Origin of the sequence: Dickeya dadantii NCPPB 898 (genome assembly GCF_000406145.1) — a bacterium.
Classification (GTDB): Bacteria; Pseudomonadota; Gammaproteobacteria; order Enterobacterales; family Enterobacteriaceae; genus Dickeya; species Dickeya dadantii.
Window position 1 is genome coordinate 4,657,639 of sequence record NZ_CM001976.1, and the last position, 15,938, is coordinate 4,673,576.

A 15,938-nucleotide genomic window follows, 5' to 3' on the forward strand; every position below is an offset into this window, starting at 1 on the left:
TTATGCCTGGTTTTGCTGCCGCAGATAGTCGATATGAGCGCAGGCCAGTTTGCCGGCCAGCGCGGCCGTACTGATCAGCACCGACATGTTGGCTTTGACCGTCTTTCCTTCCGTGGCTTTAGCGATGGCACGCATCAGATAAGGCGTGGCGCCCGGCCCACGAATACCTTCATGCTCCGCCTGAAGGGCGGCTTCACGGATAATCGACTCCACCTCATCTGTGTCGATGGCGTCCTCTTCGCGAATAGGATGGGTAATCAACACCGAACTCTGGTTACCCAGCTTCCAGTGCATGTCGATGGAACGGGCAATGACCGTGGCGTCGTCCAGCCGATGGGGGCTGTGAAAACCGCTGGAACGACAATAAAAAGCGGGGAAATCGTCAGATTGATAGGAAATGATGGGGACGCACTGGGTTTCCAGATATTCAAGCGTCAAGCCAAGATCGAGAATACTCTTGGCGCCGGCGCACACCACCGCGACCCGGGAGCGGGTGAACTGGATCAGGTCGGCGGAAATATCCATCGACCGCTCGGCGCCGCGATGTACGCCGCCGATGCCCGCCGACGCAAAGAAAGGAATGCCGGCCAGATCCGCCGCCACCAGCGACGACGCCACGGTGGTCGCGCCCATGCCGCCTTGCGCCAGAATCACCGGAATATCACGGCTGCTGGCTTTTGGAATGCCCCTGGTCGAACCAAACCGTTCAAGATCGGCGTCCGACATGCCAATCAGAAACCGGCCGTTTTCGATGCCGATCGTCGCAGGAATCGCCCCTTCGGCACGCACCGCGGCCTCAATCTTTCTGGCCGTAGCCACATTCTCAGGATAAGGCAGGCCGTGGGCGATCACGGTCGACTCCAGCGCCACCACCGGTTTACCGGAATGCAGCGCCTCCTTTACCTCATCACTAAACCGCAGTAAATCATGCGAAAAATCCGTTTTAGACATAATATTCTCTCATCCTGGGCGATTATGTCAGGTTATATCCGGACGATGTCGTTCCCGCAGACGCAGGTATGACTCACGTCTGGTATCAATGACATAGTAATCATTGGTTTCACGATATCATCGATAATAATACATCCTGAATTATTATCGATTCGTATTTAAGCGCTAGTGGATTATTTTCATCGACCAGCACATAACATCTTCATTAAATTAAAAAACGTTTTTCCTGTCTGCAAGATATTGGCTATTGATACGATAACCTAAATTTATTAAGCAATATGTATATTACTTTAACATTTCATGTCCAAGATTATTTTGTGATATGCAACACAAAAAAAATATTATTTATTTTATCACACAGTCAGATTGTTCCAGCGGCTTCACTTTTTTTCTTCTGCTAAATAACGAAATATCCTGCACAATAATAAGTGCCGAGAAAATGAATACCACTCCGACCAATTGCGCGCCGGAAAGCCCTTGCTGCAAAAATAAAAATCCCAGCAGCAGCGCGACCAGCGGGCTGAGAAAACCCAGCAGCGACATAATCACGGGCGAATTAGCTTCAAGACCAGAAAACCACATGAAATAGGCCAGCAAAGAACCGGGAATCGCCAGATACAAATAGCCGGCAAGGTTGGTCAGGGTCACCAGGTCCGGCAATGGTTCCGTCAGCATCTGTACAGGCAGAATCACCAGCCCACCGCAAAACAGCTGCCAGCCGGTAAACGTCAGCATCGTCATTCCGGCCGGTCGGCCCCATTTTTTGGTCAGCACCAGACCGGACGCCATACTCATCGTCGCCAGCGCCGACGCCACCAGCCCGGCGGGGTTCAGCGGCGCTTTCGGCAGCGAAATCAGCAGCACAATACCGATGCCGCCGGCTACGGCCGCCACCATCTGCTTTTTCAGCACCGGCTGCGTCAGCAACAGGAAAGACAGCAGGATCACGATCAGCGGCTGAAGCGACCCCACCAGCGCCACCACGCCACCAGGCAGGCGATAGGCGGCAAAAAACAGCATCACAAAAAACACGCCGATATTAAGCGCGCCCAGCACAAACAGGCGCCACAGCCAGCCGACCGGCGGCAGGTTTTTACCGAGAATGAGAATAATACCAGCCGGTAGCGCCCGGATCAGGGCCGCCAGCAGCGGCTTATCGGCAGGAAGAAACTGAGTGGTGACAAAGTAGGTCGTTCCCCAAACACAGGGAGCGTAAAAAGCGAAATCTTTTAATTTCACGAGTGAACCTTCCTCAAACTATGCCTGTCAAAAGCAGAGGCCAGTTTACCAACCCCTTGCTCAGCCTGAGGCGTACCGCCTCCCTGGCCGTACAGAAGGGCGCACATCCATGTGCAGTTCTCCTGACTTACTCACTTTTGATCTTCCCGTATCTTGACGCATCACATCCTGTGACACCGATGAACAACACTGTATATTACGATTTCGTAATATACGCATACGTAATTAGTATGTCAATAACATCTGACATTGAATATTTCTTTCCGGAATATTACAGTAGGGTTGATCGCGTAATGGTATTGACCTACGCCTTAATAAAAAGGAATGGTTTTTTATATTAATCAAGGATATCTAGTTAATGGCACGCTACCTGGAAGTATCAGATATTGTTCAACAATGGCGCAATGAGCGCCCCGACCTCGATGTCGAGCCCATGCTGGTGATTGGCACCCTGTCCCGTGTCAGTCTGCTGATTGACCGCGCCCTGGACAAGGTATTCAGCAAATACAAACTGAGCGCCCGCGAGTTCGACATTCTGGCGACCCTGCGCAGACGAGGCGCGCCTTATGCCATCAGCCCGTCTCAGATCGTCAACGCACTGATGATCAACAACAGCACCCTGACCAGCCGGCTGGACAGGTTGGAGCAGGCTGGTTGGCTGCGTCGGATGCCGATTGAAGGCGACCGCCGTTCGGTCAACATCCAACTGACCGATGAGGGGTTTGCCCTGATCAATCGGGTGGTGGAAGAGCATGTGGAAAATGAACGCGACATTCTCTCGCCGTTCAGTGAAGAAGAAAAAACCCATCTGCGCGCCCTGCTGGGACGTGTTGAAAAACACCTGGTGAACAACCGCTAATGTTCAGGTGACATCGCGGTCTGGCGGCAAAAGACGTCGGGCACTAAAAAGGGCATCCAGACGGATGCCCTTTTGTCGTTACATTCAGGCTGCGATTATTTCGCGGATTTGTCCTGCAGCGACGGATTGGCAACCTGCGGCAGGCCCGCATTGCCGGAAAAAATCAGGCCGCTTTCCACGTAGTTGAACAGCTTCTCACGGGTGTCGGTGATATCCAGATTACGCATCGTCAGTTGACCGATACGGTCATCAGGCGAGAACACGGATTCGCCTTTTTCCATCGTCAGACGTTCCGGTTTGTAGGTCAGGTTGTCCGACACGGTGTTCAGGATCGAATAGTCGTTGCCGCGACGCAGCTCAAGCGTCACTTCACCGGTGATTTCGCTAGCGACCCAACGTTGCAGCGCATCACGCAGCATCAGCGCCTGCGGGTCAAACCAACGGCCCTGATACAGCAGACGTCCCAACTGACGGCCGTGGGCGTGGTACTGCTCGATGGTATCTTCGTTATGAATGCCGGTAACCAGACGTTCGTAGGCGATGTGCAGCAGCGCCATCCCCGGAGCTTCATAGATACCGCGGCTTTTCGCTTCAATGATACGGTTTTCGATCTGGTCGCTCATGCCGAGGCCGTGACGACCACCGATGCGGTTGGCTTCCAGCAGCAGTTCCACGTCATCGGAGAACGTCTGACCGTTCAGCGCCACCGGATGGCCGCGCTCGAAACGCACGGTCACTTCTTCCGCCGGAATACGCACGTTTTCGTCCCAGAACTTAACGCCCATGATCGGATTGACGATTTTCACGCTGGAATTCAGGAACTCCAGATCCTTCGCTTCGTGGGTCGCGCCCAGCATGTTGGAGTCGGTAGAGTAAGCTTTTTCCGCCGACATTTTGTAGTCGAAGCCCGACGTCGTCATAAACTCGGACATCTCCTGACGGCCGCCCAGTTCGTCGATGAAATCGGTATCCAGCCAGGGTTTGTAGATTTTCAGCTCGGCGTTAGTCAGCAGGCCGTAACGATAGAAACGCTCGATGTCGTTGCCTTTGTAGGTGCTGCCGTCGCCCCAGATATTAACGCCGTCTTCTTTCATCGCCGCCACCAGCATGGTGCCGGTCACCGCACGGCCCAGCGGCGTGGTGTTGAAGTAAGTCATACCGCCGGTGGTGTTATGGAACGCACCGCACTGAATCGCGGCGATGCCTTCCGCCACCAGCTGTTTACGGCAGTCGATCAGACGGGCATTCTCAGCGCCGTACTCTTTGGCGCGACGCGGAATGGCGTCGTAGTCGTCTTCATCCGGCTGACCCAGATTCGCGGTATAGGCATAAGGCACCGCGCCTTTCTGACGCATCCACAACAAGGCGGCGCTGGTATCCAGACCACCGGAGAAAGCAATCCCAATCCGCTGGCCCACCGGAAGATGTTTCAAAATCGTCGTCATAACTATTAATCCCTGCTTGATTTCGATGGCGTTAAGCTTAGCAGCCCTGCCGCCGGGTTACGCAATGTCTGGTCATGCATTGAGACGCGCACGACACGGCGCCATCAGAATCGACTGCGGTGAACCACCGCGCATCAATGCATATTTATGCAAAATTTATGATTGATAATTTAAACATCTTTTCCGGCGGACCGGAAGAGAGGAGGCGGATTTTCAGGAAAAAAATTCGCTACGGCAACGTCCGGCCCCAAGGCAGGGCCAAAAAGCCGCCGTTTTTCACGCTGCCGGCACCGCTGTTTTATATTGCTGCGTTATAAAGCAACGCGGCTATAACGGCAAACGCGCCCAGCCATGAAGCAGCATATACACGCCCACTACTGCGATCAGCAGGCTGGAGAAATAGGGCGCACGACGCATCAACGTGGCAAATCCCGGCCAGCGGCGGCTGGCCCGCTGCACGCTGAGCGCTGCGCCGACCCCTACGGCCACCAGCGTCAACGCCAGCCCGATACTGAAACACACTACCAGCGCCGCCCCCAGCGTAAAAGCCTTCACCTGAATACATAACAGCAGCACCGTGATGGCCGCCGGGCAGGGAATCAGCCCGCCGGTCAGGCCAAACAGCAGAATTTGTCCGTTGGTCGCTTCCCGGTTGGCGAAACGCTGGCGTATCTCATTAGCGTGCGCTCGCTCATGCGCATCCTGATACTCATCATGAGCCAGTGCGTGGTCATGCGGATGCCCGGCGTGAGGGTGGCCGTGATTATGCTCATGGTGATGATGGGCATGTTCGTGATGGTCATCGTGATGATGACTGCCGTGGTGATGCTCGTGGTGGTGATGGTGATGATCATGGCCGTGGTCATGGCTATGCTGATGTTGCCGCCATGCTCGCTCGTCGCGCCAGGTACGCCAGAACATCCAGATAGCGGTCCCCAGAATAATGATGCCGGAAATAAACTGCAGCCAGGGTTCGGCGGATTCAGCGGTAAATTGCTGGCTCAGGTACATACCGCCCAGCGCAATCAGCCAGACTACCGCAGTATGAGATAACGTAGCGGCAACCCCCAGCATCACCGCCTGTTTCACCGTGCCGCGAATCGCCACGATAAACGCCGCCATCATGGTCTTGGAATGCCCCGGCTCCAGGCCATGCAACGCGCCTAACAGTACCGCACTGGGAATAAACAGCCAGGCGTTAGCCACGCCCTGCTGCAAAAGTAAGGAAAAATCCGTCATAGTTAGCGTCCGAATCAGGCGGTCGGAGGGCGGCCTGGAAGTGAAATGATGAAAATATACTATACCCCAGTATATGACCAGACAAGACGGGAGCCGCCATGCCGCATACCATTAATGAAAAAAAGAAACTGCTGACGCGCGTCAGACGCATCAAAGGTCAGACGGAAGCGCTGGAAAAAGCGTTGGACGGAGGGGGACGCTCATGCCTGGAAATTCTGCAGCAGATCGCCGCCATTCGGGGAGCGGTGAACGGGTTGATGGGGGAGGTGCTGGAAGGCCACATCCGCGACCATCTGATGAATGAAGAAGCGGACCCGGCGGAACGCGCCACCGATCTGGAAGCGATCGTGACGGTGATTCGTTCCTATATGAAGTAGCGTGTAATGAAGTAGCCTGTATGAAGTGATTGGCTAAAATAGCCGACCCCACGCAACCGGTCGCCATCGTCCATGCCTTACCGGGCGGCGATCACGGCATGAAGGGAGCGAGTATAGCGCTGTTTATCGCCAGCACGGGCGAGCAAACATCGATTACGCGACCCACCACTCAATATTGAAACGATATTTCATTTTAAACAGGTTTCTTTGCTATCCTCGGCCGCACAGATGTTCCTCCCTTTGATGATTGCTGGAGATACCATGGCCAAGAACGTCGCCATTCTTTTAGCTCCCGGATTCGAAGAAGCGGAAGCAATTATGGTGATCGATGTGCTGCATCGCACAAAACTGGACGTCACCCTGCTTTCCTGTCACGACCGGCTGGAGCTGCACAGTTACCACAATATCCGCATGTTCGCGGATGCCCTGCTGGAAAGAAATATGGACCGGCTGTTCGATGCCGTGGTGATTCCGGGCGGTCCGCAGGGCACGGTAAACCTGGCCGCCAATCCGCTGGTGACGGAGTTTATTCGCCGCCATGACGAAGCCGGCAAGCTGATTTGCCCGCTGTGCTCGGCGGCTGCCAGGGTGCTGGGCGGCAACCAGTTGCTGAAAGGACGCCGCTACGTCTGCTCCGGCGATCTGTGGAAAGACGTGACCGACGGCGTGTATGTCGACCAGAAAGTGGTGGAAGACGGCAATCTGATCAGCGGCAAAGGACTTGGCGTCGCGTTTGATTTCGCGTTCACGCTTGCCAGCCGACTGAGCGAAGATCGCGATGATGTGAACTTCCAGGTCGAGCATATCTATTACGACTACTGGCGCGTGCCCGCCTGAATCAACGCCCTGTGACGGCGCGCTGCGCCGTCACGCCCTCCTGCCGCACGCCGATGAGACCCGCCGCTTATTCGTACCACGGCAGCGGCCGCACCCCATAACGGCCGAACCTCATACAGAAGCGCCGTCCACCAGGTTATTCGCCACCCGCCCGATCATTCATTGTCATACCGACTGTCGCCATAGCCGCCTTCACCATAGCGCTCGCGATATTCGCGCGGCGTCAGATCGTAATCCTTTCGAAACACGGAATAGAAATACGGCAGCGAGGGATAACCGCACATAGACGAAATCTCGTTGATCGACAGCGACGTAGACACCAGCAAATTTCTCGCCCGCTCCAGTTTTTCGGTGTGGATCATGCCGTGAATGGTCTGCCCGGTTTCATCCTTGAAGCGCTTTTCAAGGTTGGAACGCGACAACCCGACCGCATCCAACACCTGCTCCACCTTGATGCCTTTACAGGCATGATGACGGATGAAATGCATCGCCTGAATCACCGCCGGGTCGTGCACCGAACGGTAATCGGTCGAACTGCGCTCCACCACCCGCAGCGGCGGCACCAGAATGCGCTGCAACGGCAGCGCATAAGGCGTCAGCAGCAGTTGGTGCAACAGCTTGGCAGCGCGATACCCCATCTGCCGCGTTCCCTGCGCCACCGAAGATAGGGCGACGCGCGACAGGTAGCGGGTCAGTTCTTCGTTGTCGATACCGATCACGCATAGCTTTTCCGGCACTGCGATGTTCAGGTGCTCGCACACCTGCAACAGGTGGCGGGCGCGAGCGTCCGTCACCGCGATGATGCCGGTTTGCGGCGGCAGGGTCTGGACCCAGTCCGCCAGCCGGTTCTGGGCATACTGCCAGTTGCCCGGCGATGTCTCCATGCCCTGATACACCACGCCCTGATACTGCTCCGCCGCCACCAGTTGCCGAAAGGCGTGCTCCCGCTCCTGCGCCCACCCTTTCCCCACCGATGCCGGCAGGCCGTAAAACGCGAACCGGTTCAACCCTTTATTCTTCAGATGCAAAAACGCGCTCTCTACCAGCGCGGAATTGTCAGTGGCGATGTAATGCACCGGCGGATAATCCTGCGGACAGTGATAAGAACCGCCCACACCCACCAGCGGCACCCGCACCCCGGACAGCAACGCGATAATCGCCGGATCGTCGAAATCTGCGATTACGCCATCCCCCAGCCAGTCGCGGATATTGTCGATACGACAGCGAAAATCCTCCTCGATGAAGATATCCCAGTCGCACTGAGACGCCTGCAGGTACTCACCTACACCCTCAACCACCTGCCGGTCGTATACTTTGTTGGCATTGAACAGCAACGTAATACGGTAGCGTTTCTCAAACATGGCGATACGTTCTCTTCAGACAGTGCGTGGTGGGCGTCGTCGCTTCTCCGGGCGAAATCCGGCACGAAAATCGGCCTTCCGCCTAAATAGCACGGCCGACCGGTAGCCCAAAAATAATTTCCTTACTTTGCGAACTGTCTCGCTCATTTTGCCGTGGATGTCCTGTCATCCCTGCCATCCACAGCATTCAGGCTTTGTGTTTGGTGGCGGTATCCATCCACACCGCCAGCAGCAAAATGCCGCCCTTGACGATGTACTGCCAGAAGGTGGGCACATCGAGCATGCTCATGCCGTTATCCAGCGATGCCATGATGAACGCCCCCATCACCGCGCCCGCCACACTACCCACCCCGCCCGCCAGACTGGTGCCGCCGATGACGCAGGCGGCGATGGCGTCCAGTTCCGCGATATTCCCGGCAGACGGCGACCCGGCGCCCAGCCGGGAACTGAGCACCAGACCCGCTACCGCCACCATCAGGCCGTTGATGGCGAACACCGCCAGCTTGGTGCGCTCGACATCCACCCCCGACAGACGCGCCGCGTCGATATTGCCGCCCACAGCGTAAATACGCCGCCCGAACGCAGTACGCGCCGCCATGAACATGCCGCCCAGCATGATGAGCGTCAGCAACAGCACCGGCGTCGGCACGCCGCGATAATCATTGAGCAGATAGATAGCGCCCAGCACCAGCACCGCCATCAGCGACTGACGGGCGACATCGCCGGAAGCGGCGGCCACCGGCAACCCCAAACGCTGACGACGCAACCGCTGACGCCAGCGCCACACCACAAACAGCATCAGCCCGATGACGCCGAACAAAAATCCCACACCTTCCGGCAGATAACTCTGGCCAATCTGCGACATCGCCGGGCTGGTAGGCGATACCGTCGTCCCGTTGGTGATACCGATCAGCACGCCGCGAAACGCCAGCATGCCCGCCAGCGTCACAATGAACGACGGCACGCGCCGGTACGCCACCCACCAGCCGTTCCAGGCACCGAGCAACAGCCCCAATAGCAGGGTCACCGCCACCGTCAGGGGCAACGGCCAACCGAACCAGACATCCAGAATCGCCGCCACGCCACCCAGCAGCCCCATCATGGAGCCGACCGACAGGTCGATCTCGGCGGAAATAATCACAAACACCATGCCCACCGCCAGAATGCCGGTGATGGCGGTCTGGCGTAGCAGGTTGGAAATGTTGCGTGCGCTGAGGTACGCGCCGTCGGTCATGAAGGTGAAAAACAGCATGATTGCGACAATCGCCGCGATCATCACCAACACCTGTAGATTGAAAGAACGGCGGCGAGGCGCTCCGCCGGAAGACGCCACCGGCGCGGGCGTACGGTCAGACAGCCAGGTTTTCAGCATGATGCTCACTCCTTAATGCGGCTTCCATCACCTGCTCCTGCGTCAGGCCCCGGTTGGGCAAATCCGCCTTGAGCCGCCCCTGATGCATCACCAGCACCCGGTCGCTCAGGCCCAGCACCTCGGGCAGTTCGGAGGAAATAACGATGACGGCGATCTGTTGCTTCACCAACTGGTTGATCAGTTTGTAGATTTCATATTTTGCACCGATGTCGATCCCCCTGGTCGGTTCATCCAAAATCAGGATTTTCGGGCGCAACATCAGACATTTCGCCAGAATGGCCTTTTGCTGATTACCGCCGCTGAGACGGGCAATCGCCAGTTCCGGCGACGCGGTTTTCACTTTCAGGTGGGCGATCGATTCACGCAGGCTGTGCTGCTCGTCGGCGTCCCGCAGCACCGACAGCGCGCCGGCGAACTGGTCGAGCGCCGCCAGCGTGATGTTCTGCGCCACACTCATCACCGGAATGATGCCGTCCTTCTTGCGATCTTCCGGCACCATGGCGATCCCCAGCGCCATCGCCTGCCGGCAGTGCCGGATAGCGACCGGTTTGCCTTCCACCCGGATATCGCCCTGCCATCGCCCCGGATACGCGCCGAACAGGCACTGAACCGTCTCGGTACGACCGGCGCCGACCAGCCCGGCGATGCCCAGCACTTCGCCACGGTGCAGGCTGAACGACACATCGTCCACCCGGCGAATATGGCGGTTCACCGGGTGCCAGGCGGTCAGGTGCTCCACCCGCAGCACCTCTTCGCCGATATCGTGCGGTTCGTTCGGATACAGCTCCGTCAACTCACGGCCCACCATCATGGCGATGATCTGATCCTCGCTGAGCGAATCCGCCGGGCAGGTGCCAATGTGCCTGCCGTCGCGGATCACGCAGATCACGTCGGAAATCGCCTTGACCTCGTTGAGCTTGTGGGAGATGTAGATGCAGGCGATGCCGTGGTGGCGCAGGTCGCGCACGATATCCAGCAAAACGCCGGTTTCCCGTTCGGTCAGCGATGCGGTCGGTTCATCGAGAACCAGCAAGCGCACCTGCTTGTTCAATGCTTTGGCGATCTCCACCAGTTGCTGCTGACCCAGCCCCAGTTCGCCAACGCGGGTATTCGGGTCGATGTCCAGCCGCACCTGCGTCAGCATGGTTTGGCAGCGCAGGTACATGGCGTCGTAATCCATCACGCCGAAGCGCGTGCGCTCATTGCCGAGAAAGATGTTCTCCAGCACCGTCATCTCTTTGACCAGCGCCAGTTCCTGGTGAATGATGGCGATCCCTTTCTGCTCGGTGTCGCGGATATGCCCGGCCCGTAGCTCATCGCCAGCAAACCGTATGCTGCCCTCATAGCTGCCGTACGGATACACCGCGCACAGCACCTTCATCAGCGTCGACTTGCCTGAACCGTTTTCGCCGCACAACGACAACACCTGCCCCGCCTCCAGTTGCAGGCTGACGTTGTCCACCGCTTTCACCGCCCCGAAGGCCTTGGTGATGTTTTTCATTTCCAACAGACACGGCATAACCCCTCCGCCTGACCGATGCCGCTCACCCGGCGATGCCGCATCTGCGACTCGCCGGGCGACGGGCGAACTGGTTAATAAATATCTGCTTTCTTATGGAACCCATCGGCGACGACGGTACTGTCGATATTCGTCTTGTCGACCGGGATTGGCGTCAGCAGGAAAGCGGGTACGTCTTTCTTGCCGTTGTTGAGCGTGGCGTTGGACTCCGGTTTTTTCCCCTCTCCCAGCGACACCGCGATATTCGCCGCGTCCTGCGCCAGTTTGCTGATGGGTTTGTACACGGTCATGGTCTGGGTGCCGGCCACGATCCGTTTGATGGCCGCCAGATCGGCGTCCTGACCGGAGATCGCCACCTTGCCGGCCAGCCCCTGAGCGGAAAGCGCCTGAATCGCACCGCCTGCGGTCGCGTCGTTTGAGGCCACCACCGCATCAATCTTGTTGTTGTTGGCGGTCAGCGCGTTCTCCATGATTTTCAGCGCATTTTCCGGCAGCCAGGCGTCCACCCACTGGTCGCCCGCCACCTTAATCTTGCCGCTATCAATTAACGGTTTTAATACTTTCATCTGGCCCTGACGGAACAGCTTGGCGTTATTATCAACCGGCGAGCCGCCCATCAGAAAATAACTGCCCTGCGGCACCTTGTTGATCAAATATTGTGCCTGAAGCTCTCCAACTTTTTCATTATCAAACGAAATGTAAAAATCGATATCCGCATTATTAATCATACGGTCATAAGCCAGTACTTTTATTCCTTCGCGTTTGGCTTCGGCAATCACGTTACTTAAAACCTGACCGTTATAAGGGATAATCACCAACACATCTACGCCGCGGTTAATCATATTTTCTATCTGGGATATCTGCGTTTCTTCATTGCCGTTGGCGGACTGCACAAACACTTTCGCCCCTTTTTCTTCGGCGTTTTTCACAAAAATATCCCGATCCTTCTGCCAGCGTTCGAGGCGCAGGTCGTCGATAGCCATGCCGATTTTAACCTCTTTGGCAAACCCCGGCTGACTCAGCATGGCAAGTGCGGCACAGGCTGACAGTAATACGTGTTTCATTTTCATCGTAGAGTACCTTTGTTATAGGAAGGCAGGATAAAAACGTCACTTCACTTACGACTACGTTGCATGAAATTGTTGACAAGAAAAGTCAGGGTCAGCAATTGCTGATTTTTATCTCTGAATTACGTTTTTTGGTTTAATTGTTATTTTTTGATAGCGGTCATATTTTCATCTTGTTAATCCGTTTCATAACACAACCGATTGCGAGCGGTTTTGCAGATTATTCCGGTTATTTTTTGCGATCGAGCGCACATTTAATAATTATCTTAATTTCAGTGTGAAATAACGTAATTGAGGAAACTGGCAGGCAAACGGAATATTGAAACAAGGCTGAAAACAGCCATTCCGGTGGTTTGCAAGGAGATAACAATGCACGCTTATTTTGATCAGATAGAAAAAGTTCGCTTTGAAGGTCAGGGCAGCCGCAATCCGTTTGCCTTCCGCCATTACAACCCTGACGAGGTAATCCTCGGCAAGCGCATGGCCGACCATTTGCGTTTTGCGGTCTGTTACTGGCACACCTTCTGCTGGAACGGCACCGATATGTTCGGCGCCGGCGCTTTCGCCCGGCCCTGGCAGCAGTCCGGCGACGCACTGGCGCTGGCGAAACGCAAGGCCGATATCGCCTTCGAATTCCTGCACAAACTGGGCGCGCCCTATTACTGTTTCCACGACGTCGACGTCGCGCCGGAAGGGGGATCGCTGCAGGAATACCTGAACAACTTCGCCGCCATGACCGACATTCTGGCGGCCAAACAGCAGGAAACCGGCGTGAAGCTGCTGTGGGGCACCGCCAACTGCTTTACCAACCCGCGTTATGCCGCCGGCGCCGCCACCAATCCCGACCCGGAAGTGTTCGCCTGGGCCGCCACGCAGGTGTTCACCGCCATGAACGCCACCAAAACGCTGGGCGGTGAGAATTATGTGCTGTGGGGCGGCCGCGAAGGTTACGAAACCCTGCTCAATACCGACCTGCGCCAGGAGCGCGAACAGATTGGGCGCTTCATGCAGATGGTGGTGGAGCACAAGCATAAGATCGGTTTCAACGGCACGCTGCTGATCGAACCCAAACCGCAGGAGCCTACCAAACACCAGTACGACTATGATGTCGCTACCGTCTATGGCTTCCTCAAACAGTTCGGGCTGGAGAAGGAAATCAAGGTCAATATCGAAGCCAATCACGCCACGCTGGCGGGGCATACGTTCCACCATGAGATCGCCACCGCGATAGCGCTCGGCATCTTTGGTTCGGTGGACGCCAACCGCGGCGACCCGCAGCTTGGCTGGGATACCGACCAGTTCCCCAACAGCGTGGAGGAAAACGCGCTGGTGCTCTATGAAATCCTGAAAGCGGGCGGGTTCACCACCGGCGGCCTCAATTTCGACGCCAAGGTCCGCCGCCAGAGCACCGATCGCTACGACCTGTTCCACGCCCATATCGGCGCGATGGATACGCTGGCGCTGGCGCTCAAGGTGGCGGTTCGCATGCTGGAAGACGGCGAACTGAATCAGCACGTCGCCAACCGTTACGCCGGCTGGAACAGCGAACTGGGGCAGCAGATCCTGCAAGGCAACGCGTCGCTGGAGATGCTGGCAGGTTACGCCGCCCGTCACCAGCTTGACCCACAGCACCACAGCGGGCAGCAGGAACGGCTGGAAAATCTGGTTAATCGCTACCTGTTCGGTTGAATGGGTGTAGGCTGGCGCAAACCCAACAACGCAGAAAACGGTTTTTTGGCATCTGCGCCAGCGGCACAAATATTACCAGCGACACAAATATTAAAGGTACGACCTGATAACAGCACACGAAGTCACAGCGAGGCGTTATGTACATCGGCATCGATCTTGGCACATCGGGCGTGAAAGCCATTTTATTACGGGAAAACGGCGAGGTAGCGGCCAGCCACAGCGTGCCGCTGAGCGTCTCACGCCCACACCCGTTATGGTCGGAACAGGACCCGGAACAGTGGTGGCAGGCAACCGACGCCGCCCTGACCGGGTTGGCCGCGCAACAGGCGTTGCAGGGGGTGCGAGCCATCGGGCTGACCGGCCAGATGCATGGCGCGACGCTGCTGGATGCGAAGCAACGGGTGTTGCGGCCAGCCATTCTGTGGAACGACGGACGCAGCGCCGCGCAATGCCGGCAACTGGAGCAACAGGTGCCGGACGCTCGCCGCATCACCGGCAACCTGATGATGCCCGGCTTTACCGCCCCGAAGCTGAAGTGGGTGCAGCAATATGAGCCGGATATTTTCCGGCAAATCGACAAAGTGCTGTTGCCAAAGGATTACCTGCGCTGGCGCCTGACCGGCGATTTCGCCAGCGACATGTCCGATGCGGCGGGCACGCTGTGGATGGATGTCGCCCGACGAGACTGGAATGATGATTTGCTTGATGCCTGCGGGCTGAGCCGCGGTCAGATGCCCGCGCTGTTCGAAGGCAACCAGATTACCGGACAACTGCACGCCGACATCGCCGCCCGTTGGGGTATGCCGCCGGTGCCGGTGGTAGCCGGCGGCGGTGATAACGCTGCCGGCGCCATTGGCGTCGGGTTGTATCAGGCCGGCCAGGCCATGCTGTCGCTCGGCACGTCCGGCGTATACTTCGCGGTCAGCGACGGTTTTCTCAGCAACCCCCAGCGCGCCGTCCACAGCTTTTGCCATGCATTGCCCAACAGCTGGCACCTGATGTCCGTCATGCTGAGCGCCGCGTCCTGTCTCGACTGGGCCGCCCGGCTAACCCACGCCGACAGCGTGGCGGCGCTGATCGCCGAAGTCGAACGGGCAAGCGCGGAAGAAACCGCCACGCCGGTGTGGTTCCTACCCTACCTGTCCGGCGAACGCACGCCGCACAACAACCCGCAGGCCAAAGGCGCCTTCTGGGGACTGACCCACTCGCACGGTCGTGCGGCGCTGGCGCGCGCGGTGCTGGAAGGGGTGGGGTTTGCGCTGGCGGACGGTATGGACGCGCTGCACTCAACCGGGCTGGAGCCCCGGCAAGTAACACTGATCGGCGGCGGCGCCCGCAGCGCTTACTGGCGGCAGATGCTGGCGGATATCAGCGGCAAAACACTGGAATACCGCACCGGCGGCGATGTCGGCCCGGCGCTGGGCGCGGCGCGGCTGGCGCAAATTGCGCTGAACCCGGCGACGCCGCTCACACAGTTGTTACCGGCTTTGCCGCTGGAACAAACCCATCAGCCAGACCCGACGCGTCACGCGCAGTACGCGCAACAGCGCACGGTGTTCCGTCAGCTCTACCAGCAGCTCAGCCCGCTGATGATCTGATGCCACCCGATGGCAAAACTTATCGTTTACAATATTACCGCTTACAATCTTACCGTTTGCCATCTTACCGTTTAGCAATAAAGAGAGGGCCGCAAAAGCGGCCCTCAGATTGCTGTTGAACCCTATAAGAGCCAAATGTTGGGTTTTCCGGGCGTTGAATCTTGTGCTGGTAGGTGAGTGGTTTCGTGGGGTGAGCTAAACGGTGTCGCTTCTCTGCCATTCCATCGCACGCACGACAAGAAGAGGCTTGTATCTTGCTCATGTCGTGATTAGCTATCACGACATGAAACAGAGTGAGCTTCGAAAGAGAGCCAGGGCTATAAACCTTGCGGTTGAGTTTAAACCCTCTGTTTCACCTTTCACGCCAGCATTAACATTGAACGGT

At 57.0% G+C, this 15,938-nt stretch carries 14 protein-coding genes; 6 read left to right on the plus strand and 8 right to left on the minus strand.

The genetic code is table 11. The annotated features are described in order from the left end of the window. Both DDA898_RS20935 and DDA898_RS20940 read right to left on the minus strand, forming a co-directional pair. The gene (locus tag DDA898_RS20935; RefSeq protein ID WP_038912271.1) at window positions 1-951 is read right to left on the minus strand and encodes a pseudouridine-5'-phosphate glycosidase; all 951 of its coding nucleotides are present in this window, start codon (window positions 949-951) and stop codon (window positions 1-3) included. A 345-nt stretch (window positions 952-1,296) separates the two neighbouring features. After that, on the minus strand, window positions 1,297-2,190 hold the full coding sequence (locus DDA898_RS20940; protein WP_013320013.1) for a carboxylate/amino acid/amine transporter: 894 nt from the start codon (window positions 2,188-2,190) through the stop codon (window positions 1,297-1,299). Between the two features lie 358 nt (window positions 2,191-2,548). Here DDA898_RS20940 and DDA898_RS20945 point away from each other — a divergent pair, with 358 nt between their 5' ends. Next, complete coding sequence (locus tag DDA898_RS20945; RefSeq protein WP_013320015.1) at window positions 2,549-3,049, plus strand: MarR family winged helix-turn-helix transcriptional regulator; 501 nt, start codon at window positions 2,549-2,551, stop codon at window positions 3,047-3,049. A gap of 95 nt (window positions 3,050-3,144) precedes the next feature. Here DDA898_RS20945 and argG read toward each other — a convergent pair whose 3' ends face one another. After that, on the minus strand, window positions 3,145-4,494 hold the full coding sequence (gene argG / locus DDA898_RS20950) for an argininosuccinate synthase (protein WP_013320016.1): 1,350 nt from the start codon (window positions 4,492-4,494) through the stop codon (window positions 3,145-3,147). A 158-nt stretch (window positions 4,495-4,652) separates the two neighbouring features. Here argG and DDA898_RS23365 point away from each other — a divergent pair, with 158 nt between their 5' ends. Beyond that, the gene (locus tag DDA898_RS23365; protein ID WP_158305129.1) at window positions 4,653-4,811 is read left to right on the plus strand and encodes a hypothetical protein; all 159 of its coding nucleotides are present in this window, start codon (window positions 4,653-4,655) and stop codon (window positions 4,809-4,811) included. A 10-nt stretch (window positions 4,812-4,821) separates the two neighbouring features. On the opposite strand, the gene DDA898_RS20960 is transcribed toward DDA898_RS23365, so the two are convergent. Then, window positions 4,822-5,733, minus strand: a complete 912-nt coding sequence (locus DDA898_RS20960) for a nickel/cobalt efflux protein RcnA (RefSeq protein WP_038912272.1) — start codon at window positions 5,731-5,733, stop codon at window positions 4,822-4,824. A 98-nt stretch (window positions 5,734-5,831) separates the two neighbouring features. Between DDA898_RS20960 and DDA898_RS20965 the strand changes: the two genes are divergently transcribed. Together DDA898_RS20965 and DDA898_RS20970 are read left to right on the plus strand one after the other, a co-directional pair. Continuing rightward, window positions 5,832-6,110: a metal/formaldehyde-sensitive transcriptional repressor gene (locus DDA898_RS20965; RefSeq protein WP_013320018.1), complete on the plus strand. Its 279-nt coding sequence runs from the start codon at window positions 5,832-5,834 to the stop codon at window positions 6,108-6,110. A gap of 261 nt (window positions 6,111-6,371) precedes the next feature. Continuing rightward, the gene (locus DDA898_RS20970; RefSeq protein WP_038912273.1) at window positions 6,372-6,947 is read left to right on the plus strand and encodes a DJ-1/PfpI family protein; all 576 of its coding nucleotides are present in this window, start codon (window positions 6,372-6,374) and stop codon (window positions 6,945-6,947) included. 155 nt (window positions 6,948-7,102) lie between these two features. On the opposite strand, the gene xylR is transcribed toward DDA898_RS20970, so the two are convergent. The 4 genes from xylR to xylF all read right to left on the minus strand — a co-directional run bounded on the left by xylR (window position 7,103) and on the right by xylF (window position 12,269). Then, window positions 7,103-8,308, minus strand: coding sequence for a D-xylose utilization transcriptional activator XylR (gene xylR, locus DDA898_RS20975; protein ID WP_038912274.1), 1,206 nt, complete (start codon window positions 8,306-8,308; stop codon window positions 7,103-7,105). Between the two features lie 187 nt (window positions 8,309-8,495). After that, complete coding sequence (gene xylH, locus DDA898_RS20980; RefSeq protein WP_038912275.1) at window positions 8,496-9,680, minus strand: xylose ABC transporter permease XylH; 1,185 nt, start codon at window positions 9,678-9,680, stop codon at window positions 8,496-8,498. After that, window positions 9,658-11,199: a xylose ABC transporter ATP-binding protein gene (locus DDA898_RS20985; RefSeq protein WP_038912276.1), complete on the minus strand. Its 1,542-nt coding sequence runs from the start codon at window positions 11,197-11,199 to the stop codon at window positions 9,658-9,660. The genes xylH and DDA898_RS20985 overlap by 23 nt, the downstream gene beginning before the upstream one ends. A 74-nt stretch (window positions 11,200-11,273) precedes the next feature. After that, window positions 11,274-12,269 (minus strand): D-xylose ABC transporter substrate-binding protein, encoded by a 996-nt coding sequence (gene xylF, locus DDA898_RS20990; RefSeq protein WP_013320023.1) that lies wholly within the window; start codon window positions 12,267-12,269, stop codon window positions 11,274-11,276. 366 nt (window positions 12,270-12,635) lie between these two features. On the opposite strand from xylF, the gene xylA reads away from it, so the two are divergent. Beyond that, on the plus strand, window positions 12,636-13,955 hold the full coding sequence (gene xylA / locus DDA898_RS20995; RefSeq protein WP_038912277.1) for a xylose isomerase: 1,320 nt from the start codon (window positions 12,636-12,638) through the stop codon (window positions 13,953-13,955). A gap of 137 nt (window positions 13,956-14,092) precedes the next feature. Continuing rightward, on the plus strand, window positions 14,093-15,553 hold the full coding sequence (xylB, locus tag DDA898_RS21000) for a xylulokinase (RefSeq protein WP_038912278.1): 1,461 nt from the start codon (window positions 14,093-14,095) through the stop codon (window positions 15,551-15,553). Window positions 15,554-15,938 lie beyond the last annotated feature (385 nt).

Coding starts and splice junctions, on each gene's coding strand:
- argG (WP_013320016.1), bottom strand. CDS start 4,494: ATGACGACGATTTTGAAACATCTTCCGGTGGGCCAGCGGATTGGGATT.
- DDA898_RS20960 (WP_038912272.1), bottom strand. CDS start 5,733: ATGACGGATTTTTCCTTACTTTTGCAGCAGGGCGTGGCTAACGCCTGG.
- DDA898_RS20970 (WP_038912273.1), top strand. CDS start 6,372: ATGGCCAAGAACGTCGCCATTCTTTTAGCTCCCGGATTCGAAGAAGCG.
- xylF (WP_013320023.1), bottom strand. CDS start 12,269: ATGAAAATGAAACACGTATTACTGTCAGCCTGTGCCGCACTTGCCATG.
- DDA898_RS20965 (WP_013320018.1), top strand. CDS start 5,832: ATGCCGCATACCATTAATGAAAAAAAGAAACTGCTGACGCGCGTCAGA.
- DDA898_RS20985 (WP_038912276.1), bottom strand. CDS start 11,199: ATGCCGTGTCTGTTGGAAATGAAAAACATCACCAAGGCCTTCGGGGCG.
- DDA898_RS20935 (WP_038912271.1), bottom strand. CDS start 951: ATGTCTAAAACGGATTTTTCGCATGATTTACTGCGGTTTAGTGATGAG.
- xylR (WP_038912274.1), bottom strand. CDS start 8,308: ATGTTTGAGAAACGCTACCGTATTACGTTGCTGTTCAATGCCAACAAA.
- xylB (WP_038912278.1), top strand. CDS start 14,093: ATGTACATCGGCATCGATCTTGGCACATCGGGCGTGAAAGCCATTTTA.
- DDA898_RS20945 (WP_013320015.1), top strand. CDS start 2,549: ATGGCACGCTACCTGGAAGTATCAGATATTGTTCAACAATGGCGCAAT.
- xylH (WP_038912275.1), bottom strand. CDS start 9,680: ATGCTGAAAACCTGGCTGTCTGACCGTACGCCCGCGCCGGTGGCGTCT.
- DDA898_RS23365 (WP_158305129.1), top strand. CDS start 4,653: ATGATTGATAATTTAAACATCTTTTCCGGCGGACCGGAAGAGAGGAGG.
- xylA (WP_038912277.1), top strand. CDS start 12,636: ATGCACGCTTATTTTGATCAGATAGAAAAAGTTCGCTTTGAAGGTCAG.